The sequence below is a fragment of the Microcoleus sp. Pol7_B2 genome, from assembly GCF_036701035.1.
Lineage (GTDB): Bacteria > Cyanobacteriota > Cyanobacteriia > Cyanobacteriales > Microcoleaceae > Microcoleus.
Map to the genome: position 1 here is coordinate 35,564 of NZ_JAUBQB010000044.1, position 22,590 is coordinate 58,153.

Here is a 22,590-nt window from a genome sequence, read left to right on the forward strand (position 1 = left end):
TTCTTCCTTCAGAACTCGTAATTGCAAAAAAATCCTCTGTCGGCAGGCAGAGGATTTTTTTGCAAAGAAGACAAATTATCGGCTCAGAACACACAAATTGCCAAATTCTAAGCCACAATTGTTATGGAAACCTACTAATGAGGAGACAGCGATGCAATTTTTCCCCGCACGCCGCATCTTAGCTCCATTCCTGATCTCGGTACTGCTGTTAGTGACCGCCTGCGGTCAAACCCAAGCCCCATCACGCTGGGACAAAGCTCAGCAGGAAAGCACCCAAAAACCTGGTAAAGCCAAGCAGACAACTGCTGATAAATCAAGTGCTAGTAATCAAAACCTGCCCAAGAAGGCAGTTGCAGGCGGTAAGTTAAATAAATACTTTCCGGCTTCTGGCGGTGGATTCGATCGCGTTTTTGCTCAAGAAAAATCTGGTTTTGCTGAAGCTAAGTTGAACAAAGACGGTAAAAATGTCGCGGTGCTCTCGATTAACGACATCGCCGGCAACCCCAGCGCAGGTGCAAAATTTAAGCAAAGTACCAAGCAAATCAGTGGCTATCCCGCCGTTAATCAGGGTGCTAATGGTACCGCTGTTTTAGTGGCAAATCGCTATCAGGTGAAAGTTCAATCACGCAGTCCCTCTTTTACCGCGAGCGAGCGCGAAGCTTGGCTGTCAAAATTTAACCTCGGCGGTCTCGCCCGCCTCAAGTAGCAATCTCTTTTGTCACACTCCGCGCCCGACTCCAGTCTGGCGCTATCAAAACTAAGTTGACCACAAAAATAGTGTGAAGTTTTTGCCATCTGCCAAAAGTAATATCTTTGATTTTCGTTCCAGCAAAAGGAGTTTTTTGTGAGCAAAACAGTCTTTGAATTAGTCGATCAACTGCCTCAAGACAACATGACTGTCAAAGCCCTGCGAGCGCTTGACTTTGTGGTTCCCGGTGAGTGGAACAATTTAGTTGGCTTTGAAAATACCATTCGCACCGTTACTGGCGAAACTGACGAAGAACTGATCCAGCAAATTGGCGAGCGCGCCATCTACCTCTACAACGATAAATCTGAGGGCTACCAGCGCGCTCTGTGGCTCTACCAAACTATTGACAACGCCGACAAGGCTTTGGGCAGTGCCGCCCTCGCTAATAAGGTTGCGGAAAATGTCTCGTTTTTATCGTTCCTCGGCAATATCACTCCCAAGGCAGAAAAAGCTCAAACGATCGACCTTTCTTTGAAATTAGTCACTGAGTTGCTGGCTTTTTGCCAAATCAACGGTATTCCCGGCGACAGCATCGGCGATTTTGCCGCTTCCTTGGGCGACTACGGTGGCGAATCCCTGATGCGGATGGCTGCTTTGGTTTGTTTTGACGGTTTGATTCCTTTGGGGCCAGACTTTATCATGGCAACTCAGTCTTGGATTCAAAAGCTCTCTCCTAGCGATTTGCAATCCAATCCGTCATTTAATGCGATCGGCGGCATGATTCCTGGGGGCTCTCCTGCAGGCCAACTCGGCTTTATCGGCGAAAGCTTTAACTCGGTTTCTGGCTGGATGAGCTCTTTTGTGAGCGATCGGGGTTTGACTCCCCAAAACGTACTCGGCAACTTGCAGAATTTTGTAGACATTTCTGCAGACAAGGTAGACTACGTGGGCGCATTCCTCGACATGACTACCAACTACTACGAACACACCGGTATTCAAACTCTTGCCCGCCGTTTGATTGAACGAGCTGTCGCTGAGATTTAGAATAACCAAAGGAGTTGTGATATTGGCAGGCGATCGCCCTCTGAGAGTGTTTTGAGTTCAAATTTTTTGGAACGAGGAATTCTCTCTCGGTTGGTTTTCGATAAAAAGTGTGCGCGATCGCAAAAGTCGATCGCCCCCACCTGCACTCACAACTCCTTTTACCGATCACTTTTAAAAGGAAGCGTTAATGCCAGAAGAACCGCAAAACCCTACCGCTGGAGAATCGGAAACTCCCAGTGCTTCGATCGAGAACGCCCCGAGTTCCGACGAACCCGAGACAAGCGACTTTCCCAGCACTGACAAGCCTCAGCCGACTGCTAAAAAGCCCGCAGCCAAGAAAGAACCGAAAAATCCTACCGCTGGCGAATCGGAAACTCCCAGTGCTGCGATCGAGAACGCCCCGAGTTCCGACGAAGCCGAGACAACCGACTTACCCAGCACTGACAAGCCTCCAGCGGCTGCTAAAAAGTCCGCAGCCAAGGCCGAAGGCGACAAGCCCCCAGCTAAAGCTAAAAAGGAAAAAGCACCTGCTGTTGAAGACAAGCCCTTTGCGGAATTTATTCAACAAGATTATTTGCCCGCTTTGCAAACTGCTTTGACTAAGCAGGGCGTTAAGGATTTAGAGGTGAGTTTGGCAAAGCAAAAACTCCCAGTTGCGGGTATGAGTTCCGCCGGGGATTGCTGGCAGGTAATTGGGAAATTCCAAGAAGGTCAGCGCCAATTTAACATATATTTTCCTCAAGAAAATATTCAAAGTCAAAGGGCGTTTTCCTGCGCTGAAAATAATACCAAAACTAGCACTTTAGAGCCTTTTTTGATAGATGAGCGCAAGGTAACACTAGACCTCATGGTGTTTGGCGTCGTCCAGCGGCTTAACGCTCAAAAATGGCTAAATCTTAATTAGTCAGTAGTCATTAGTTATTAGTCCTTAGTGGCGGGTCTTCGGACACTTACTAATGAGTGTCAGGGCGGGTTAATTGTAATATAAACTTTACCCCTCGCCCAATTTCTAATTTTGCCCTGACTGACTCAGAAGTCAAAAGTCATAGCTAATGACTAATGACTAATGACTATTGACTAAGGACAGATTTTCTTCGGATTTTGTCAAAAAATTGCGAGCTTGCATTATCCCGTAAAGATTAACATCTGTTTCTAACAAACAAGCATGACCGCTGTTAGCCAGCAGCACCATTTCAGCATTGGGAATTACCTTGACTAAAAGCTTCGCTTCTACTAAGGAAGGCAGCAGCCGATCGGCACCGCTAGCAATTACTAGCGTCGGCTGTTTGATGCCACGCAACTGGTTTTCGTCAACATTAAACGATCGCACTAACGCCAATCTCCACACAGACGTGTTTTGCGGTACCGCTTGCATCGCTTCTAGCAAAGCGCGGCGATCGTCGCGCCCAATCTTTCCTAATGATGCTAATATCGGCAATAAACCGATTACCGAGAGCGGATAAAGGTTGGCGGGCAGCCACTGAGTCAGGTACGAGCCCCACTGCACCCAAGGCTGCTGTCGAAACGAAGAAGCTGGATTGACTAAGATTAATCGATCGCACAATTGGGGAGCTTCTAACATCACTTTCATCGCTAAACACCCCCCAAATGACTCGCCGCACAGATAAACCGGCCGCTTCGGCTTTCCGGCTTGCTTTTCGGCTTCAATTAAGGCAATTGTTTCCCCAACCAGTACATCCCAACTAGGCGTATCGTCCGCAGGTAAAGTTAAGCAACGAATGTCGAAATGATTGGCTAATTTAGGAATTTGGGAGCGCAGCAGCAAACCGCCCCCGTCCATACCGGGCAAAAATACAAATAAAGGGCGATCGAGTTTCGGGGGTTTGGGGGTTAGGAAACGAACCTTATTGTTAGCATTTGCCATGATTCAAGTCAATCGATTTTAGATTTTAGATTTTAGATTGGAAATCTGACACCAGTCCACAGTCAACAGCCAACAGTCAACAGTCAACAAACTTACAAACAACGTCGTTGGAGTAATTCTGCAATTTCTCCCTGACAGTGGTCTGTGAGTTCAGCCACAACTGCTTTGGCTTTTTTGCCTTGATATTGCTGCTGTCTCTCGGCAGTAATCCAGTAAGGCTGGCCGATTAAAACATTAACTCGCTGATAAATTATCACAGGATGCCACCCAGAGCGATCGAACAGTGGTTCCGAAGGATCAAAAAAACTCAACAACTTGAGCGGTACACCCGATCTTACCGAGTGTTCCTCAAAAGAACTAATGGCCACCGGCAAAACCGCCAAATCCCGCACCGGAGCCCGCAAAGCCAAATGAGCAAATCCCCGCTGAAACTTCCCCACAGTATTCGGCCCAGTCAGCTTCACCATCGGTTCTGCACCCTCTGGAAACACCCCCACCATCTCCCCGCCTTGTAGCAGCGCTGTGGCTTGAGAGAAAAAATGCTGCTGTCGGTGCTCGGGTGCTTCCAAGGGGAAAGCGCCGAAAGTCGTGACAACTTCCCTCATCAGCGGAACTTGACCCATGTAATGATGACAAGCAAAGCGGATAGATCGACCCAAAGCCGCTGTCAGCAGCACAGGATCTAAGAAACTGCGGTGATTGCTCACCACCAGCACCGGACTCTCTTGGGGAATCCGGTCTTCGCGGAACACAAACGTCTGCGTTCCCAAACCAGCCAGGAAACAGCGCGAAATCAGCAATTTGCTCTCTGAAGACATGGGCGAAAAGACAGGTGCGACGCTATAAAGGTTGATTCCATTCCCACGCAGCTTAACATTACTTTACCAAGGCAGGGCTCCCTCAAAAAGTAGACTTTCCCCTGATGCGTTGGTTTGGTAATCCAGGACGCACCGCTGGTAATCACGTTGGTTTTTTCGCGCGTTTATTTCTAGTCAGTCGGCCCAAACCCTAAAAAACCCGGTTTCTAGGCTTCTGAGTGCGATCGCCAAGTGTTTCGGCAGAAATCCCCCCTCAGAAGCAAAAATTTATCAAGTGTTGTGGCAACTTATTAAAGAATGTTTACAACAACCCCAAAACCAAGTTGCCGCAGCTAAACTTAGAAATTTACAGTGGGCATTAACGCACTGTCAAAGTATTTTTGGACAAGTGGTAATAGCAATCTCGCGAGGCATCAAATGAATAACATCCAAAACTATCGCCTTAGATGTACGCTCACCTTTGGCGACATTTACGGTCAAATCATTGTTTGGCTGATAGTCATCTTCCTAAGTCTAGCGTCGGCACTGGCCTTGTGGAGTAGCGCCCGCCAAATCTTCGCCTTGGCTACCGTCGGCTTGATTTTAGTGCTGTCTCTGCCCTTCTTGCTGTTTGCTTTCGTTACAACTCTGTTAAATAACATTGAAGTGCTTGCTGTAGAACCCGGTACGGAACCTCAACCTTCTGCAACGGGAAATCAGTCGCTTCAGAATCCTGCCGAAAGCGCCGGCTAGTCCAATTTGAAATTTTAACTTTTGATTTTCCATTCAAATCAAAAGTTAAAAAACTTCCTGCTCTTTTGGTAGGAAGTTTTTTTTTGCGTCACGATAAGTTGAGCAGAACACTCAAAATAATTAAAAAAAATGCTAGAACACGACGTAATCATTGTAGGCGGCGGTTTAGCAGGTTGCCGCGCCGCAGTAGAAATTGCGCGGACTGACCCCAGTTTAAAGGTAGCTGTCGTCGCTAAAACTCACCCGATTCGATCGCACTCCGTCGCAGCCCAAGGCGGCATGGCCTCCAGCCTGCAAAATGTCGATCCCGAAGACAGTTGGAAAGCCCACGCCTTCGACACAGTAAAAGGTTCAGACTATTTAGCCGACCAAGACGCGGTAGAAATCCTCACCCGGGAAGCACCCGGTGTAATCATAGATTTAGAACACATGGGAGTCCTCTTCTCGCGCCTCCCAGACGGCAGAATTGCCCAGCGCGCTTTCGGCGGACATTCCCACCGCCGCACCTGCTACGCCGCCGACAAAACCGGTCACGCCATCCTCCACGAATTAGTCAACAACCTGCGCCGTTACGGGGTTCACATCTATCAGGAGTGGTATGTCACGCGCCTGATTTTGGAAGAAGGCCAAGCCAAGGGGGTAGTTATGTACCACCTTCTGGACGGTCAAATAGAGGTTGTCCGTGCTAAGGCGGTGATGTTTGCTACGGGGGGTTACGGCCGAGTTTACAATACCACGTCGAACGATTACGCCTCGACGGGAGACGGTTTGGCGATGACGGCTTTAGCTGGATTGCCGCTGGAAGATATGGAATTCGTGCAGTTTCACCCGACTGGTTTGTATCCCGTGGGAGTGTTGATTTCCGAGGCTGTGCGGGGCGAAGGCGCTTATTTGATTAATTCCGAGGGCGATCGATTTATGGCGAATTATGCCCCGTCGCGGATGGAATTAGCGCCCAGAGATATCACTTCGCGGTCAATTTCCATAGAAATTCGCGCCGGCCGAGGAATTAATGTTGATGGTAGTGCCGGCGGCCCCTTTATCTACCTCGATTTGCGGCACATGGGACGCGAAAAAATCATGAGCAAAATTCCTTTTGCTTGGGAAGAAGCCCACCGTTTGTTAGGAATTGATGCCGTAAATCAGCCGATGCCCGTGCGCCCTACCGTTCACTATTCAATGGGGGGAATTCCTACTAATGTTAGCGGGCAAGTTCGCAGCAGTCCTGAGGGTTTGGTAGACGGTTTCTTTGCAGCGGGGGAAGCAGCTTGCGTGTCTGTTCATGGCGCCAACCGTTTAGGAAGCAATTCGCTGTTGGAATGCGTCGTTTACGGCAAAGTTACTGGCGCAACTATAGCACAATTCGTACAAAATCGCAAGTTACCGACAGTAGACGAACAGCGTTATATTACGGAAGCAAAAGAGCAAATTCAGGCACTTTTAGAACGTCCCGGAAAATACCGCATCAATCAAGTGCGGCAGCAGTATCAAGATACTATGACTGACTATTGTGGCGTATTTCGTAGCGCCGAATTGATGCAGGAAGGTTTAAAAAAATTGGAGGATTTAGAGCGACAATATGAGGATGTTTACTTAGACGATAAAGGCAAATTGTGGAATACGGAAATTGTGGAAGCTTTGGAGTTGCGGAGTTTGATAATTGTCGGAAAAATGATTTTAACTTCTGCTTTAAACCGGCAGGAAAGTCGGGGAGCTCATTCGCGGGAAGATTTTACTCAGCGGGATGACATCAATTTCTTGAAGCATACAATGGCGTATTATTCGCCTGCAGGAATTGATTTGGCTTATATGCCGGTGGCGATTACGATGTTTGAGCCGCAGGAAAGGAAGTATTGATTTGTAGGTTGGGCGATGCCAGCCCTGTTTAGGTTGTGTAGAAATCCCTCAAACCTTTGAAATTGCGTAGCGGGCGATCGTTAAATCTTCTTCTGTTAACAGGCGATCGGCAATAAACCTAGTTTATTGCCGATCGCCACAGCCTAGAATGACGGAAATCAGTCGATCGCATATTGTCCGTCTCGATGCCGCTGCTGCAAAATTTGCCCGAGCGAATCAGGTAAAATTAAACTTTGCGGGTACTCCTGAAAATTTTTTACACAAGTACCGTCGGAGTCTGGTAATTGAGTGTGGTCTGGAAAAGCAGGAGGGAGAACAAGGCGGTTAGCGCTAGTAGCCATAATTCCCTCCGAGGTCTTACATAATTGGTAATTAGTAATTGGTAATCGGTAACAGGACGCTGGGCGCGAGGACTTAGAAACCCGGTTTATTCATGTATCTGTCGTCTTTCAACCAAGATTTATCGTAGAAACCGGATTTCTTTTCCTAAGTCCTGCGTAATTAAGAAGAAAGCGAGTAATTTTGAGTTTAAATTATTAAGTTTTTAACTTAATAATTTTTCACTGACAACTCAACACTCTTTCACTTAAAACTTTCCTTAAGGTTTCGGTAGCGCGCCTTCTGGACTAGGAGAAGCAGCCGGTTCGGGAGTAGCTGCCGCCGCAGGAGAAGGCGAAGGAGTGCCACTAGCTAACTGATTAATTTGGTCTTTATAGTTAGGAGGAGCTAACTCAGTAGCTCGATCGAACAGCGTTTTTGACTCATCTGTTTTGCCCTGTTCCTTCAGCACGATCGCCTTTCCTAAAGTCGGGCGAAAATCTTTCGGATTAGCTTTGGCAGATTCGTCATAAATGGCGATCGCCTCCTCGTAGCGCTTCTGCACAGCATAAACCTGTCCCAAAATCAACTGCACTGAAGTTACATCAACACTTTCCGGTTTCGCCAGGTTCGCAGCCGGAGCAGCCTTCAGCGTATCTTGCAGCAATCCGATCGCAGCTTCCGGCCGCTGCTGCACCAGCAGCAAATTCACCAACCCCTGCAAAGCCTTAATTTCCCCAGGCTTAGACGCTAAAATTGACCTGTAAGCTTGAGCAGCCCCTTCGCGATCGCCCGTGCGTTCCTTAGCCTGAGCCAGCAAAATCCCGTATTCAGTAGTCTCAGGATTCAGCGAAGCCAACTTTTCCAAAGGAGCGATCGCATCCTTAATGTCCCCCACTCCTTGCCCGATCAACTCCAGCCGCACCTGCAACAATCCCCGCAAAGCCGTTACGTTGTCAGGTTCCCGCTGCAAAACCAATTCGTATCCCCTAGCCTGAGCTTGCAGCAACTCTGATTGCTTCTCCCCTGACTGCGCCGTCTGAGTAGGTGTTGGAGTTGACGTACTTTGGGCTTGGCTGGCCTTGAGAATACTGTCCAAAATGGGAACCAGAGAAAATCCCAAAAAAGCGATGAGCGACAGCACCACCACCACAGTAATCAACCCACGACGCTTATTTGCTTTTTCCATAATTCAACTATCCCAGCTTAAAATCTACTATTTTCTAAGAATTAACGCATTGCCCGGGGGCGTCTGCCATTTAACTAGATCCATGCAACCATAAAAGTTCTTAACTTCAAAGTCCGAACGGACAAAGCAGCCTTTTACTTGCAGCTAATATGGTAACAGACCCACAACTCCATGCTAGCTAAACAATTTTGGACACTCAGACCCCCAGCCCCAAGGACTGCGGTGTCTGTCCAATTTAGTCTGGTCAAGCTAAAAATTACCGAAAATATGGCGGATCAGGCCGTTAGGTAATTGGATTAAGTAAAATAGGCAAGCTGAATATCCTAAATGCTATTAGCCAGCAACTCCAACTCGGCGCGATCGCAGGAGCGATCGGTCAGCAACTCCCAAAGTCCTTGCTCGCAAGGATTTTAGCAGCCAGCGAACCGATCGGCACTCGTAGCGTTGAAAGTTGGGGTTGACGGGTCACAACCAGACCTCCGGGCGCAAGCCCCAAGTCAGGTGCTAGTAGTTTTTAAAGCAGTTTCTTCAGTTTATTCCTAATTTCCCTTAAGGGATGTGTCTCCGCTGCAAGGAGTTTTTATGAACCCCTCTCCCAACCGGTCTTCCAAATCGTCCAAATCTACTTCAACTCGCAAGGCTCAGCCCAGCGAACAGGCCGTCAATCCGCCTAAAGATACAGATTCCATTCCTGAGACACCAGACGAAAGTTCGGTGCCTTCTGCGTCGGCTGCACCTGTTGACCAAAATCAATCGGCAACGCCAACAGACGCCCCAGCGTCCAAGGATAGGCTGCAACGACCACGCTACAGTTCTGCCCCCGACAAGGACAAAACAAAGCCACAAGACCAGCCCAGCAATGCTCCTGCACCCCCGGCGCCTGCAGCGTCTTCGACACCTGTCAGCGATACTCCAGCGCTAGCAGTCGCACCGCCCGCAAACGCCGATCCTGCCGCTAACGAAAGTCAGTCCCATGAGGACATACCCTCCGTCATGCGCCAACATCCCATTCCCCCCCCCAGCGAACCCAGACAGTACCGAGCTGTTGGTTTGGTGCGGGGCCGCTACACGCCATCAGAAGAGCAATTCACCCGGGGTATGTTGATAGCTGCTGACGGAACTGCCATCGATGCAGTTTTACTGGGTAGAGTCATGAGTTTAGTCAAAAATCACCTGGAGCTGGAACAAGAACACCTGTGGGTGGTTTATCCGCGTACCAGACAAGAAGACGGCAACTTGCACGCCCAGATTATGGGGGTTTGGGAGCCGGAAACGCTCAAGAAACCTCCCGAACCGTCCTCTGATGAGGAAAATCAGGAAGCAGCGGAGATTGAGGCTAGCGGCGAAGCATCGACCGCATCTTTGCCTCCCTCGGAACCTGATGTTGAAGATGGCTATTTTTCGATTAGAGGTGAGGTGATTTATCAATCCCAAGACGAAGAAAAGTATGTCATCGTCAAAATCAAGCAAGCTCCCCGCAAGAATGACGACAAGATGAAGTTTTTCAAACTCAAACTCAAGGGAGATTTAGCAACAAAGGCGATCGGGTTTTTTTGGGATTTCCACGTCAAATTGAAAGGTGACAGTCTGATGATTGAGCAGGCTAATAATATTGGTGCCCTGCCGATTAAAAAGCGGAAATTTCCCCCTGGCAGCAAGCCTCCCGGTGGCTTCAAAGGAGGAGGGAAGCGTTCGTTTACTCCTAGGCCCAGCGGTGACGGTGCTCCTGTAGGGCGTCCTACCATCAAATCCGCAGCAGCAGCACCACCGCCTGTCCCGAAAGAACCTCTTCCTAAGCCGGTTAAGAAGCCTAAGCCGATCGAGCAATAAAAAATAGTGAAAGTAAAAATGCAAGATTAAAGGTTAAAAAACTTTTAATCTTGCATTTTTACCATAAGTGTTGACGACCCCTTGATCGGAGCATAAAAATAGATAAACTAATATTGTAAACCGCTGATTGGAGCCATTAAAAATGAGTTTTTTAACCAGTGAATATAGCTATTTTTTTACACATAAATACCTATAAATAGCGTAATTAATCTAGCAGCTTATCACCGATTACAGATGGAACCTGCACTATTTGAAAAAGCAAGTAATCAATCAAAGAAGGATAGATTGGTATCCGAATCCCCTTGGTATGATTCGTGATTAAACGAGAAAAGTTTAAGTGCTTTTTCAGAAATATTCATAGCAACTCAATTTGCCATCGTCTTTGATGAAATTATCGGATTTCTTCCTTACTATATCCCAGGTTTCCTGATTCAGGTAAATTGGTCACAAATCTAAATTATGTCCCGATCTATAAATATGAAAAAGTCACCAATCTTACTTGGACTGCTCGTTCACCTTTCCAAACTTCATAAGTTCCATTTTCCTTGATATTGAGACTAGAATTATTTTTAATTTTCAACATACAATATAAATTTTATTTTTTAAGTAATGCTTTAACTCGTTCAGAGCTTGAAAATCCTCTATCCATTACAGCGACTCCCTTCTGGGGCAGGGCTGTTTCATTCTCAGGAAAATCGGGATTTTGACTCTTGTAGTGCCAAGAATGTCTACCTCCCCACAGACGACTTCACAGGCGCTTTAGACATAGGGGCAGCCACGGGGGGCAGCCCCTACAAGAGAATGAAACAACCCTGCCCTGAAGAGGCATTCTCGCCCCGTCAAGCGATCGTGTGGTGGTGGACTCGGCATCAAAAATAGTGAAAAGGACGATCACACTCGGAACTTGCTTGCTTGCGGGCGATCGACTTTTCCCGAAAAATCATTGATATCCAACCAATAACAAATCACTAATCACTAATCACCAATCACCAAGGACTCCCAATCATCACAAAAGCCGACCAATAATAAGGATGCGACAACTTCAAATCCGCAAACCCTTGCAGCGAAGCCGGCAACTCCACTCCCTCACCCCGACTCAAACCCCGCAATCTGCCGCCCTCCAAACGCACATCTCCCCGCAACATCGCAATTTGCGCTTGTCGCAGCGCCGCCCCCTTAATTCGCGCCGTCTTCAACTGCTGGTAAAACTCACTCATCAATCCCAAAGTACCTTCATCACTCACGTACCATAAACTTCCCAAAGCCGTTTGCACTCCCGCTTGCAGCGCCAACCCCCCAAAACCCAACTCCGCTTGTGCATCTCCCACCGCAGTCCGACAAGCACTTAAAACTAACATATTCACCTGCGGATCATTCAATCTCAAATCCCGCAATTGATCCAGTCGCAGCCGACTATTCCACAACTGAATAAAAGAATTATTGGGTGTTCCAGGTCGAAATTCGCCATGAGTAGCTAAGTGAATAACCCCAAAAGGTCGGCTTTGATGCTGTTGCTTCAAATTATCCAAAGTGAAACCCTCATTTAGAAAACTAACTCCCGGCCACTCTCTAGAAATAGCGGCTATTTCAGCAGGAACTGCAGGCAAAGGATTCAACTCGGAAAATTCCGAGGCCCCCATTGCTAAAACTTGAGAATTTCTGAGATCGACGTAGCGAGTATCTGTTAAATTAATGCTGGGCATTAGGCTGAGATTGTACTTTTCCACCAAAAATTGCTGTCCGTCGTGCAAAGCAGCAAAGGGCATACCTCTCAAACCTCGATCGACAACAAAGGAAATAGTATCCGTTTCGCAGTTTTTCAAACTGTCCTCTAAAGGCGCAATCATCCACTTATAAAGCTGTTGCGAAGATGGTAGATAACTCGTAGTAGCCCGCACCCCCGGTTTGGTAATCTCACCTCTGAACTCATTTACAACTTTCAGCAGTTCTTCCCGGTTCGCTGACGGCACGCTTTTGTGCACCGCTTCACCGCAAGAATTTATTAACACTAAGTTTAATTTTTCCCGCTGCGAGAACAGATAAATTAAGCTGGGTTTTGTGCCAGTTTGTGCACCCACGGATGCTAACTTTTTTTTAATTTCCTCTGGGGATACCAACTCGTCGCTGATGTTGATGCCTAAATATTCCCCGAATTCTTGGCTGAAAGATTTGTCCAGCAGAGACAAAGCTGCCGATATTTTGCCGGTTTCCAAATTCCGGCCGATATCGCCGCGAAATGCTGACTGAATAACTGAATCTCTGATATTTGAATTGATGAAATTTCTCAGTTCTCTGGGAGAGTGCATTCTTTCGGGCGGCATCCTTTCTCCGGGTTTTCCTATATCTCGCGATATTCTGTTTTGGTTCTGCCGCTGTTCGCGACTCAAGGGTTGGTTGCGATCTGGAAAAATTGCTCTCCCTCTATCTAATGGGAATCTATCCGTTGGCGATGGTGAAGGAGTTGGATTTGGTGAAGGAGTTGGATTTGGTGAAGGAGTTGGATTTGGTGAAGGAGTTGGGGTTGGAGTTGGGGTTGGAGTTGGAGTTGGGGTTGGAGTTGGAGTTGGCGGAATAATATTGACAGCGCCATCGATCGGCGCAGCACTACCGTTAATTCTCGCATCTCCTTCCACAAAAGGTATCGGCGGGTTCCTATCGCCGCCGCCGTGGCGAATCGCAACCGATCCTGCCCGATCGCCCCTAACAGTCGAGATGCTAACTGGAGTGCCGTTTTGGTTGTTGAAAGTATCAGTTACTCGAACAAAATTGGGAGTTTCTATATTAACGTTACCGCCCGGAGCATTTATGGATGAAACACTGATATCATTTTGGGCATTAAGAGTGACTGTCGGAGTTCGATCGAACCCAATCGAATTAACATTTATTCGCTCAATTCTGATTTCGTTTCCGGCTAAAATTCTCACTATTCCTGAAGCATCTATATTGCCAGTGCTAACAGTTCCCCTGCTGCTAGTGACATCAACTGCAACTCCCTGCAAATCTCGTGAATTCACATCGAGCGGCGCTATTAAATTGACATTTCCTGTTGTAGCGTCTGTATTGCCAATATCAATACTTCCCGTATTGCTAGTTACATTAACTCCAACTCCCCGCAAATTTCTTGAATTTACATTGCCAGAAGTTGTCAAACTGACATTTCCTGTTGTGGCGTCGGTATTGCCAATATTAATCCTTCCCGTATTGCTAGTTACATTAACTCCAACTCCCCGCAAATCTCCTGAAGTTACATCCAGCGGCGCTGTTAAATTGACAGTATTTTCTGTTGCTGTAGCGGATCCAACATCAATAATTCCAGAAGTGCTAATTACATTAACTTTTGTTCCCAGCAAATCCCCTAACTTTACATTTCCTGAACCTCTTATATTAATATTCCCAATAGATGTAGTATTACCGATCGCAATATTTCCCCGATCGCTATTGATATCGACTGAAGCCCCCAGCAAACTCTGTGCATTTAAGTTGCTGGTTGCTCTCAAAGCAATCCTAGCCGCCGGAGCATTGATGGAATCAACGCTAATATTAGTTAGGGCGTCCAGATTGACTGTAGGGATAATGGGATTAACTGGATTTGTGGCGACAGGATTAACAGTTATTATCCCTGTATTGATTTGCTGTCCTGCTACAATTCTGACATCTCCAGAAGTAGCGATCGCCCCCGTAGCGACACTCCCCGTACTGCTGCTAGCATTGACAGTCGCAGCGGTGAGATTGCCGACCGTTAAGTCCCTAAAAGCTGTCAAATTGATATTCTCAGTTGCTGTAATATTGACAGGTGTAGTATTAGGCACAATGGTATTGGCATCAGTCAAAACCCCCAAGGCCGCGGAGTTACTGGTAATATCAACATTCGATCCCTGCAAAGTCCCAAAATTCACATTGCCAAAAGCTCTGAGTACGATCGCCCCGGAAGTCCCAGTATCGATCGATCCTGTGACGATATTACCCCGAACAGTATTCAGACTAATACTGCCGTTGATATCAGCACGAGAAATGTCACTTGTCAATATAATATTGTCATTAGCTTGAATATTAATTGTCGAACTAGACGTTAATCTACCCCCAGCTAGCACTCCGGCTTCCCTGCTTTCGATATTAATTTGACCGCCATTAATATCTCTAGTGGCGATATTTCCCGGCGCTGACAAAATTACAGGCCCACCGGCTGAAATATTTTCAACTGAAATCAAATTGCTCGATAAAAGTGGGCTTGTAAATATCGAATCTTCATCTAAACTGTTAGTAGGAGGATTTAGCAGATTTGCCACTCCCGCCCGCAGAATTAAGGCCGGACTGCTGCTTAAAGTAGCAATATCGGGATCACCACTCACATTTTCCCTACCCAATGCAATATCGGGGCCGGTAATTGTAATATCCTCGGCAATAATGCTCCCCTTCGCCTCGACTTTCAGCGAAACACCAGTATAATCTCCAAAGAAAACATCTCCTTCAGAACTGATAATCGGGTCAAATAAACTGACCAAGTTTCCCGGCCTTCCCGACAAATTGCGAATCACAAAATTGCCACCAGAAACAAAGTGAGAATCCCCCGAAATAACGCCGTTGCTAACCAAACTCAAATTGCCACCGCTTTGGAATTGCGGGGGAAGAGACAAGCCGCCGATCGCATTTTGAGTGAGAATATCAATAGTGCGAGATCCCTGAATGTATAAATTCCCCCCAGCCTGCGCCAAAAAAGGATTCTGGGCGCTGTCCCTGACCCGCACCGCATCCCCACCCAGCAAACTCAAATCCCCCGTAGTTTGCAGCCTAGCGCCTGCTAACGTGAGATTTTCCGCAGCCCATAAATTCGCACTTCCCGCATTCAACTGCGGCAGCCCAGACACATTAGCAGCAATCGCCACATCCCCAGAATTCACCTGCAAACCAGAACCCACAAGCCGCACAGAACCGTCATCGGCAACCGCAACACCCGCCGCCTGATTTTGCCCAGTACCTGTCAGCAACTGCGGCAAAGAAACAGGATTTAAAGTCTGTGGAGAATTACCAAAATTTCCGCCCCTTGCTATTTCCAAACTCAACAAATGCCCCGGTTGACTAATGCGGAGAACATTTCCGCCCCCAACAGCAGCAACAGTAATTTGCCCGCCCGGGGCCGACAACTGTCCGGTACTAACAACCGTACCGCCAAGCAAAGCCAAATTTTGCCCCGGAGTCACCGCTAAATTGCCAGCATTAACAATACTTCCCGGTACACCCGCACCAAAATAAAAAGCATTTGGCGTACCCACCAAGGCGCTAAAATTATTTGTACCCGCAGCATTAAACCAATTTGAACCAAAACCGACACCATTCGCAGTAGTTGCAGTGAAAGCCGCCGGCACATTCAAACTCGCGTTGGGGCCAAACACAATCCCCGCAGGATTAATTAGAAACAGATTAGAATTGCCGCCCGTGACAGTAATTAAACCGTTAATTAGCGAAGCGTCCCCGCCCGCAATTCGAGCTAATATATTCTGAATAGCCGAATTAGTCAGAAAATTAGCAATTTGACCTTCATTCAAGCCGAACTGCCCAAAACTGTGAAAAAGATTCGCGCCGTCTCCCGACAAACTGCCGCCGTTGATATCATAGCGGTTGCCGCTGGGGGTGACAACAGTACCCGTACCGTCAGCAGCAGGCACTATGGGCTGTGCTTGCGCGAAAGTATTAAAAATTAACAAAGAAAAGGGACAAATAAATAGCCCGACCTTTTTAATCTTTAAGTTGGCATTTTTCATAGCAGCAAGTAAAACTATCTCAATTGCCTTAATTATCGCACTTGCAAACAAGTTACCTCTAAATAACAAATTAATTCGCTCATGACAACTCCCAAAATCAAAAGCCTCTACACAGACGGCGCTTGTTCCGGCAACCCAGGCCCAGGTGGCTGGGGTGCAGTAGTTTGCTTCGCCGACGGCAACTGTCACGAGCTCGGGGGTGGAGACCCCCAAACTACTAACAACCGCATGGAAATGCAGGCGGCCGTCGCAGCGCTGGAATTTTTTGCCAATTCCGGTCAAACCGAACCCGTCACCGTTTACACCGACAGCGAATACGTTAAAAACGGCATCACTAAATGGATTCAAGGCTGGAAAAATAAAGGCTGGAAAACCTCAACGGGCAAAGATGTTGTCAACCAAGACCTTTGGCACCGGCTAGACAAGCTGAATTCCCGGCACATCAAGTGGGAACACGTCCGCGGTCACTCCGGCGACTTCTACAACGACAGATGCGATGAAATCGCCCGCAGCTTCTCGCACAATCTCACTCCCGAACTGCAACAGCAGAAACCAACTGCAGGTGAGACTCAGGCGGGAACTTTGGTCAGCGCGGCCGCACCGCCTCTAGGTTCGGAAAACACAATTGTTTCGGAAGAAACGGACGCAACTGGTAACAAAACGATAGAATCCTATGTCATAACTTCTGACCTTCCGATCTCCAACTCTACCATGATGGATTCAACTGCCGATACCCTGGAGAACTTGCCCCGCGAGGTGAGGGTTCAAGACCTCCGCAATCTGATCGAAACGTTGCACATCGCCGACGAGGTTGCGACGAAAGGCTACTTGATTACCAGTTCTGAACTGGCTGATTTGATGGATGTCAATGCCAGCGCTGTCACCAGTCGTGGAGACAACTGGGTTTGGCGGAATTGGGTAGTTTCGCGGGTGCGGCGCGAAGGCAACCAAATTCTCTGGCAATTAGAGAGAATCGACCACGTTAGTACAACTGATTAGTGGTTAGTCATGAGTTATTAGTTGATTAATAACTGATGACTAATGACTGTCTCAAAGCAAGATTTGGCAAAATTCCGTAGGGACACAACATTGTTGTGTCCTTTTAGTCATCAGTTTAGTAAACACACTACTTAACATCAGTCCCAGTTAAAAGAAAGAATCCAACTGTCTGTAAGCCCGTACTCCAAACCCTTATAAAATCAGTGATTTTGCATCTAAAATCTCAAATAGAAAATCTAAAATAGCATGAGTATTAGCTTGCGAACAGTCACTGCTACCAGATATGTCACTCCTTTACGCGAGGGCGGGTCGCTACCCGCTATCGTCGAAGCAGATGATGATGGTTTGTACGTGCTCAAATTTCGCGGTGCGGGTCAGGGAGCCAAATCTCTGATCGCGGAGTTAGTGGCGGGAGAGATTGCTCGCGCATCCGGACTCCCAGTCCCCGAACTCGTCTTTGTTGAACTCGATCCCGAACTGGCTCGCACTGAGCCTGACCCGGAAATTCAAGACTTGATCCGAGCAAGTGCTGGCCTCAACCTCGCCCTCGACTATCTTCCGGGCTCGATCACTTTTGACCCGATAGCGGGGAAGTCCGATGCGGATCTCGCCTCAGAAATCGTCTGGTTCGATGCTTTTGTGACTAACATCGATCGCACGCCGCGCAATGCAAATATGCTGGTATGGCACCGCCGGCTTTGGCTGATAGATCACGGTGCAGCCCTCTACTTCCACCACACCTGGAAAGATTATCTCTCGCGCAGCCGCGATCGTTTTCCGCCAATCAAAGACCACGTTCTACTGCGTTTTGCCAGTACGCTGGAAGCGGCAAATTCAAAGATGAGTCAAACTCTAACCCCGGACATAATTTGCAACATTGTTAAACTAATTCCTGATACTTGGCTGGTGGGAGATTCTCCTTTCAGCGATAGCAACCAACATCGGAATGCTTATATCGAGTACCTGCTAAATCGGCTAGAATCACCACATATTTTTTTGGAGGAAGCGATTAGTGCCAGATCGATTTCTTTATGATTACGCCATTATCCGTGTCGTTCCCAAAGTCGAGCGCGAGGAGTTTATCAACGTGGGGGCGATCGTTTCCTGCGGTACGAAAAAATTCCTCGAAGCCCGTATTGAAATTGATGAACAGCGCTTGATGGCGATCGACTCAACGTTGGATTTGGAAATGATTCGCAATCACCTAGCAGTCATTCCCATCATTTGTGCAGGCGGCAAGGAAGCTGGCGCGATCGGTCAGCTTCCCCACAGAGAGCGCTTTCACTGGCTTGTAGCCCCCCGCAGCACGATCGTTCAGACATCGCGGGTACACACTGGTTTTTGCCAGAGTCTACCGGGTGCGATCGAACACTTGCTTGATACAATGGTGCGACCGTCAAGCCGAAAACCCTCTGTAAAGGCTCGGTTGCTAGCGGCGGGAATTGACACTCAGGAGATGCGATCGCACTCTAGTTAGCGTCAGCTTGTCGGTTAGATGCTGCTGTGAGCTTGGTGGGCGATATATCGATTTATCGATTTCCCAAAACAGCCAGAATAGAAGCATCCTCAAGCTGTTTTAGCTAAAAATGAGAATGCCAGAACAAGAGTCTTGACCGATAACTTTTCTAAAGTGTTAGCAGCAGTTTCGCAAGGTAGAAAGATGATGCAAATTGAACCGACAAATATGACTTTCCCTCTCTGGGGTTTAACAATTTTCATCCTGTGGACGATCGCAGTTGTTGTTATGCTGCTGACAGTTAGGATTCGGCATCTATCGGCGGGCGGATCTGTAAAAGATTTCGGCACGCAAAACGACGACAGCTTGCTTTGGCGACTATTTCGAGTACAATCCAACTTGATAGAAAACCTGCCTTTGTATTTGGGAGTTGTTTTTCTTCTAACAGTTAGGGGTGTTTCAGGAGCAGCAGTAGATTTGCTGATTGTTGTGTACATCCTATTTCGGCTTGTACATTCAGTGATTCACATCGCTGGCCTCGATCCAAAGTTTCGGTTCTTCAGCTTAGTAATTCAGTTAAGCTGTTTGGTAGCCTTAACTATTAGGGCAGTTTTATAGTTGAGAAATTACGCAATTGCAACCTCTATATAGTAGGTGGCGTCAGGACAAACCTTAATTGTTTCTTACACAGCGTAAGTCAGACGCATTTTACAAATAGCGCCTATGACATTACTGCCTGTGAGTTGGCTAACTTATTGAAGTTTATGAACCGAACATCTCGCGCGATCGCTCTTATTTTAATTGTATTAGGCTGCATTACTTTTGTTTTAGTTGGGCCACCGCAATCAGCCTTAACCGTACCACCTCCAGTGCAAGAGTCTCCACGACGGGGAGGAGATGTTGCTGAGACAATGAATTTTGGACGACACTTTCAAGAATTAGGAGTTGAAGGCTCGATCGCAATTTATGATTTGAATAGCGATCGGCTTTATCAACACAACCCGCAGCGTAACGCCACAGCTTTTTTACCTGCATCTACATTTAAGATTCTCAACTCTCTAATTTCCTTAGAAACAGGGGTGATTTCAAATGAAATTGCCCTGCTAACTTGGGATGGAACTCAAAGGCCAATTCCCGCATGGAATCGAGACTTGAATATGAGAGAAGCCATGAAACTTTCCGCCGTTTGGTTTTACCAAGTTCTCGCCCGCCGAGTCGGACACGAGCAAATGCAAAAATGGGTAGCTAAAGTCGGTTATGGCAACCAAAAAATCGGTAACAAAGACGATATTGACAAATTCTGGTTAGAAGGAGAACTGCGAATCACACCCAACGAGCAAATTCAATTTCTCCGCCGTCTCTACAAAAACGACTTACCCTTTTCTGAGCGATCGCTGTCTCTGGTTAAAGACATCATAATTGTTGAACAAACTCCCGATTACACAATTAGAGCCAAAACAGGATGGGCAAATTTTGGAGAACAAACAAAGCCTCAAATTGGCTGGTATGTAGGTTATTTAGAAAAGGATAAAAATGTTTACTTTTTTGCTACAAACATTGACATCCGCAACAATAATGACGCACCTGCAAGAATCGAGTTAACGCGCCGTTGCTTCAAGGCTATTGCGCTGCTGTAACTGCGTTATTTGTTCTCTTATATTGGCAAAAACGCTAGCGGATAGGCTAACAGTGACAGCCAAAACAGCCATTTATTCGATGCCTGAGTTCGATCGTAGGAAGCCGAGTCTTTTAAATCTTTTAGGACTTACGCAATTGGCACATATAGCAATCCTTGTAGAGTCTAAATTTTTTACCCCACCCCAACCCTCCCCTTACCAAGGGGAGGGAGCAAGAAACTCACAAATGATGCGAGGATTGCTATATATATAGTTGGTATAGTGCTATGTATCATTCCTCGCAGCAAGGCGACAATCATCTAAGAGAGCATTAAGTTCTTCAACGACTAGCCAGGGGTTTCGGCCTTTCAAACAAGCTACGATCGCTGCTTCATAGGGATTTCTGCCAGTTTTTTTTACTGCTGCGATCGCCTGTTTGTTAGACAATCCCCGCCCGCTGACCAACCAAGCAGCCAAAACCTGTCCTGTACGTCCGATCCCCCCAGAACAGTGAACTACCACCCGTTCGCCTTTGCTATCTGCCGATTCCAAGAACGGCAATATTCGATCTATTAAAATATCGCGATCGACCAATTCAAAGTCTGCGATCGGTGCCCAGCAAACTCGATCGCACCCAAATATTTTCCGATATGTTCCCAGTAAGTCACTGTAGCGGATGAGTTGCGTCTGAGCAAGCAAGCAGCAAACTTGCTTGATATTATGCCCCTGCATAAATTCAATCCACCGAGCAATTTCTGCATCGCGGTATCCTGGTCTGGCTGCACCAAACACAATTAATTCATTCTCTGAAGCCGCAGCGAATTTGTGCATACTGTTTTCAATATTTTTACCTATAATTAAGAAAGACGCACAAATCCTGAATCTACAGTGAAAAACAACAGCTCGATCGGTTTAATGAACTGGCTGCCACCCAAACCAGAAACTGTTTTGTTATGCGACTCAAGTGCAGCAGCTTCTGAGATGGCATTCATGCTCAACGGTGAGTGGGATGGGTGCAATAGTTTGGTGCTCTCTAAATGCGACAAGGTAGCAATTGAAGCAGCCGCCCGTTTGCTGGAGACATCGTGGTGCTACCAAAATACTTGCGAACCCGTTTTAATTCGGCTGGAAGTTGACGAATTGCTGCGCCGTTATGCGGTTGGAGACAGGTTTTTTATTAATGCTAACTTGCGATGCGCGCAATTGAGCGAACTTTGCTTGGAAAACCTTGATTTGAGTTATGCTAAATTAAATTTGGCTAACCTCAGCGGCACTAATTTAAGCAAAGCAAACTTAATGGCAGCACAGATGCCAGCAGCCAATTTGAGTGGCAGCAATTTGAGTAAATCGCAACTTGTGAGGGCGAATTTATCAGGAACCAATTTATCTGATGCTAATCTCAAAGGTGCTGATTTGAGTTATGCAGATTTAAGCAATGTTTGCTTAAGAGGTACCGATTTAAGAGGTGCTAATTTAGCGAGAACAGACTTAAGAGAAACAAGCTTAGATGGGGCGATTTTTGAGTAAGACCCAATCCCGCTTAAATACTTTCTCTCACACCCTCTGCGTACATCCTGTCAACACTTATCTGCGTTAATCCGCCACCATCTGCGGTTAAAGTTCCAAAGTAATTAACTGAGCAATTTCGTCAGTGTGAAAACCCAACGCCATCGGCTTTTGTACTTGAGGAATCACTTGTACATCATAGAGTTTTGTGACAATTCCTTCAAACCGCAACCAGTGAACGATCGCCCCATTCGTCAAATCAATCACCATCATACCACAGCGAGCCTCAGCATCCTTGACGAGCAACAACTCATCCAATTCTAAACCGCTAAAAATGTTGTCACCTCCACGAGGTTTCGAGAGTCCAACAATTGCCCACTGTTGCCAAAAAGCTAGTCCTCGGACATATCCCGGACAAAACGTAATTGCCTCAAATTTTCCTGTGTCTAATATCATTTTTTTAAAGATGTGATAGACTTGTGTAAAAAGTAAAATACATCTCCGAAAAATAAAATAAAGAGTAGGGAGAGATGGTAAAATAGCTTTTTTTCGGGGCTGAGTATGAGTTCGCTACTAGAATACATCACTAAAAACCTACAAGAGGCTAAACGGCTAATAGGAGTTGACTAGGAACAACTGCAACAGCTAATAACCCAAGCAGTCGCTTTAGAGTAAAAAAGCAGGCTGTGCATGAAGACACCAAAATTAGGATAATTAACCAGGGTAAGCGCATCTAATTTGATAGTTAAAAATACAGATTATTTGGCACATTGATATCATGACAGATATCGTTTGAGGCTCGGAGATGTGGTACTGCTATTTAGTAAAGGATAGAGAAAAAGCAGACATATTCAACAACTAGAAGGCTCAGAACGAATCAGTGCATTGTAGTG

General features: G+C 46.8%; 19 protein-coding genes and 1 pseudogene. 13 read left to right on the forward strand and 7 right to left on the reverse strand.

Annotated elements, in window-relative coordinates:
* The first annotated feature begins 151 nt into the window (after positions 1-151).
* From QUA57_RS17295 to QUA57_RS17305, 3 genes are all read left to right on the forward strand, one after another.
* On the forward strand, positions 152-706 hold the full coding sequence (locus QUA57_RS17295) for a hypothetical protein (protein WP_333062460.1): 555 nt from the start codon (positions 152-154) through the stop codon (positions 704-706).
* Between the two features lie 138 nt (positions 707-844).
* Positions 845-1,732, forward strand: coding sequence for a hypothetical protein (locus QUA57_RS17300; protein WP_333062459.1), 888 nt, complete (start codon positions 845-847; stop codon positions 1,730-1,732).
* 187 nt (positions 1,733-1,919) lie between these two features.
* Positions 1,920-2,636 (forward strand): DUF2996 domain-containing protein, encoded by a 717-nt coding sequence (locus QUA57_RS17305; RefSeq protein WP_333062457.1) that lies wholly within the window; start codon positions 1,920-1,922, stop codon positions 2,634-2,636.
* Positions 2,637-2,795: 159 nt separating this feature from the next.
* Here the strand turns inward: QUA57_RS17305 and QUA57_RS17310 are convergent, their stop codons facing one another.
* Positions 2,796-3,617 (reverse strand): alpha/beta fold hydrolase, encoded by an 822-nt coding sequence (locus tag QUA57_RS17310; RefSeq protein WP_333062456.1) that lies wholly within the window; start codon positions 3,615-3,617, stop codon positions 2,796-2,798.
* 92 nt (positions 3,618-3,709) lie between these two features.
* Positions 3,710-4,435, reverse strand: a complete 726-nt coding sequence (locus QUA57_RS17315) for a lysophospholipid acyltransferase family protein (RefSeq protein WP_333062453.1) — start codon at positions 4,433-4,435, stop codon at positions 3,710-3,712.
* 417 nt (positions 4,436-4,852) lie between these two features.
* Between QUA57_RS17315 and QUA57_RS17320 the strand changes: the two genes are divergently transcribed.
* Both QUA57_RS17320 and QUA57_RS17325 read left to right on the forward strand, forming a co-directional pair.
* Positions 4,853-5,167 carry a hypothetical protein gene (locus QUA57_RS17320; RefSeq protein ID WP_190741078.1) on the forward strand — a complete coding sequence of 105 codons (315 nt, stop codon included), beginning with the start codon at positions 4,853-4,855 and terminating at the stop codon, positions 5,165-5,167.
* Between the two features lie 129 nt (positions 5,168-5,296).
* A complete protein-coding gene (locus tag QUA57_RS17325; protein WP_333062451.1) occupies positions 5,297-7,024 on the forward strand; it encodes a succinate dehydrogenase/fumarate reductase flavoprotein subunit in 1,728 nt (575 codons plus the stop codon).
* A gap of 164 nt (positions 7,025-7,188) precedes the next feature.
* On the opposite strand, the pseudogene QUA57_RS17330 reads toward QUA57_RS17325, so the two are convergent.
* Both QUA57_RS17330 and QUA57_RS17335 read right to left on the reverse strand, forming a co-directional pair.
* Positions 7,189-7,365: pseudogene (locus QUA57_RS17330) on the reverse strand (Uma2 family endonuclease); the annotation flags it as partial.
* A gap of 257 nt (positions 7,366-7,622) precedes the next feature.
* Complete coding sequence (locus tag QUA57_RS17335; RefSeq protein WP_333062449.1) at positions 7,623-8,531, reverse strand: tetratricopeptide repeat protein; 909 nt, start codon at positions 8,529-8,531, stop codon at positions 7,623-7,625.
* Positions 8,532-9,113: 582 nt separating this feature from the next.
* On the opposite strand from QUA57_RS17335, the gene QUA57_RS17340 reads away from it, so the two are divergent.
* Both QUA57_RS17340 and QUA57_RS17345 read left to right on the forward strand, forming a co-directional pair.
* Positions 9,114-10,361, forward strand: coding sequence for a hypothetical protein (locus QUA57_RS17340; RefSeq protein ID WP_333062447.1), 1,248 nt, complete (start codon positions 9,114-9,116; stop codon positions 10,359-10,361).
* 630 nt (positions 10,362-10,991) lie between these two features.
* Entirely contained in the window at positions 10,992-11,240 is a 249-nt protein-coding gene (locus QUA57_RS17345) for a hypothetical protein (protein WP_333251217.1), read from the forward strand.
* Positions 11,241-11,347: 107 nt separating this feature from the next.
* On the opposite strand, the gene QUA57_RS17350 is transcribed toward QUA57_RS17345, so the two are convergent.
* On the reverse strand, positions 11,348-16,120 hold the full coding sequence (locus tag QUA57_RS17350) for a CHAT domain-containing protein (protein ID WP_333062446.1): 4,773 nt from the start codon (positions 16,118-16,120) through the stop codon (positions 11,348-11,350).
* A gap of 81 nt (positions 16,121-16,201) precedes the next feature.
* Between QUA57_RS17350 and rnhA the strand changes: the two genes are divergently transcribed.
* The 5 genes from rnhA to blaOXA all read left to right on the forward strand — a co-directional run bounded on the left by rnhA (position 16,202) and on the right by blaOXA (position 20,212).
* A complete protein-coding gene (gene rnhA / locus QUA57_RS17355) occupies positions 16,202-17,119 on the forward strand; it encodes a ribonuclease HI (RefSeq protein ID WP_333042079.1) in 918 nt (305 codons plus the stop codon).
* 246 nt (positions 17,120-17,365) lie between these two features.
* On the forward strand, positions 17,366-18,154 hold the full coding sequence (locus tag QUA57_RS17360; RefSeq protein WP_333062444.1) for a HipA family kinase: 789 nt from the start codon (positions 17,366-17,368) through the stop codon (positions 18,152-18,154).
* On the forward strand, positions 18,132-18,596 hold the full coding sequence (locus QUA57_RS17365) for a DUF3037 domain-containing protein (RefSeq protein ID WP_333062441.1): 465 nt from the start codon (positions 18,132-18,134) through the stop codon (positions 18,594-18,596). The genes QUA57_RS17360 and QUA57_RS17365 overlap by 23 nt, the downstream gene beginning before the upstream one ends.
* Before the next feature lie 183 nt (positions 18,597-18,779).
* Entirely contained in the window at positions 18,780-19,193 is a 414-nt protein-coding gene (locus QUA57_RS17370) for an MAPEG family protein (RefSeq protein ID WP_333062440.1), read from the forward strand.
* A 146-nt stretch (positions 19,194-19,339) separates the two neighbouring features.
* Complete coding sequence (blaOXA, locus tag QUA57_RS17375) at positions 19,340-20,212, forward strand: class D beta-lactamase (protein WP_333062438.1); 873 nt, start codon at positions 19,340-19,342, stop codon at positions 20,210-20,212.
* Between the two features lie 264 nt (positions 20,213-20,476).
* On the opposite strand, the gene QUA57_RS17380 is transcribed toward blaOXA, so the two are convergent.
* The gene (locus QUA57_RS17380) at positions 20,477-21,022 is read right to left on the reverse strand and encodes a phosphatase domain-containing putative toxin (RefSeq protein WP_333062436.1); all 546 of its coding nucleotides are present in this window, start codon (positions 21,020-21,022) and stop codon (positions 20,477-20,479) included.
* Between the two features lie 57 nt (positions 21,023-21,079).
* Between QUA57_RS17380 and QUA57_RS17385 the strand changes: the two genes are divergently transcribed.
* Positions 21,080-21,718 (forward strand): pentapeptide repeat-containing protein, encoded by a 639-nt coding sequence (locus tag QUA57_RS17385; protein WP_333062433.1) that lies wholly within the window; start codon positions 21,080-21,082, stop codon positions 21,716-21,718.
* Between the two features lie 87 nt (positions 21,719-21,805).
* Here the strand turns inward: QUA57_RS17385 and QUA57_RS17390 are convergent, their stop codons facing one another.
* Positions 21,806-22,153 (reverse strand): DUF4915 domain-containing protein, encoded by a 348-nt coding sequence (locus QUA57_RS17390; RefSeq protein WP_333062432.1) that lies wholly within the window; start codon positions 22,151-22,153, stop codon positions 21,806-21,808.
* Positions 22,154-22,590: the final 437 nt, after the last annotated feature.

Coding starts and splice junctions, on each gene's coding strand:
- QUA57_RS17335 (WP_333062449.1), bottom strand. CDS start 8,531: ATGGAAAAAGCAAATAAGCGTCGTGGGTTGATTACTGTGGTGGTGGTG.
- QUA57_RS17310 (WP_333062456.1), bottom strand. CDS start 3,617: ATGGCAAATGCTAACAATAAGGTTCGTTTCCTAACCCCCAAACCCCCG.
- QUA57_RS17295 (WP_333062460.1), top strand. CDS start 152: ATGCAATTTTTCCCCGCACGCCGCATCTTAGCTCCATTCCTGATCTCG.
- QUA57_RS17390 (WP_333062432.1), bottom strand. CDS start 22,153: ATGATATTAGACACAGGAAAATTTGAGGCAATTACGTTTTGTCCGGGA.
- QUA57_RS17305 (WP_333062457.1), top strand. CDS start 1,920: ATGCCAGAAGAACCGCAAAACCCTACCGCTGGAGAATCGGAAACTCCC.
- QUA57_RS17350 (WP_333062446.1), bottom strand. CDS start 16,120: ATGAAAAATGCCAACTTAAAGATTAAAAAGGTCGGGCTATTTATTTGT.
- QUA57_RS17325 (WP_333062451.1), top strand. CDS start 5,297: ATGCTAGAACACGACGTAATCATTGTAGGCGGCGGTTTAGCAGGTTGC.
- QUA57_RS17380 (WP_333062436.1), bottom strand. CDS start 21,022: ATGCACAAATTCGCTGCGGCTTCAGAGAATGAATTAATTGTGTTTGGT.
- QUA57_RS17320 (WP_190741078.1), top strand. CDS start 4,853: ATGAATAACATCCAAAACTATCGCCTTAGATGTACGCTCACCTTTGGC.
- blaOXA (WP_333062438.1), top strand. CDS start 19,340: ATGAACCGAACATCTCGCGCGATCGCTCTTATTTTAATTGTATTAGGC.
- QUA57_RS17370 (WP_333062440.1), top strand. CDS start 18,780: ATGATGCAAATTGAACCGACAAATATGACTTTCCCTCTCTGGGGTTTA.
- rnhA (WP_333042079.1), top strand. CDS start 16,202: ATGACAACTCCCAAAATCAAAAGCCTCTACACAGACGGCGCTTGTTCC.
- QUA57_RS17340 (WP_333062447.1), top strand. CDS start 9,114: ATGAACCCCTCTCCCAACCGGTCTTCCAAATCGTCCAAATCTACTTCA.
- QUA57_RS17315 (WP_333062453.1), bottom strand. CDS start 4,435: ATGTCTTCAGAGAGCAAATTGCTGATTTCGCGCTGTTTCCTGGCTGGT.
- QUA57_RS17360 (WP_333062444.1), top strand. CDS start 17,366: ATGAGTATTAGCTTGCGAACAGTCACTGCTACCAGATATGTCACTCCT.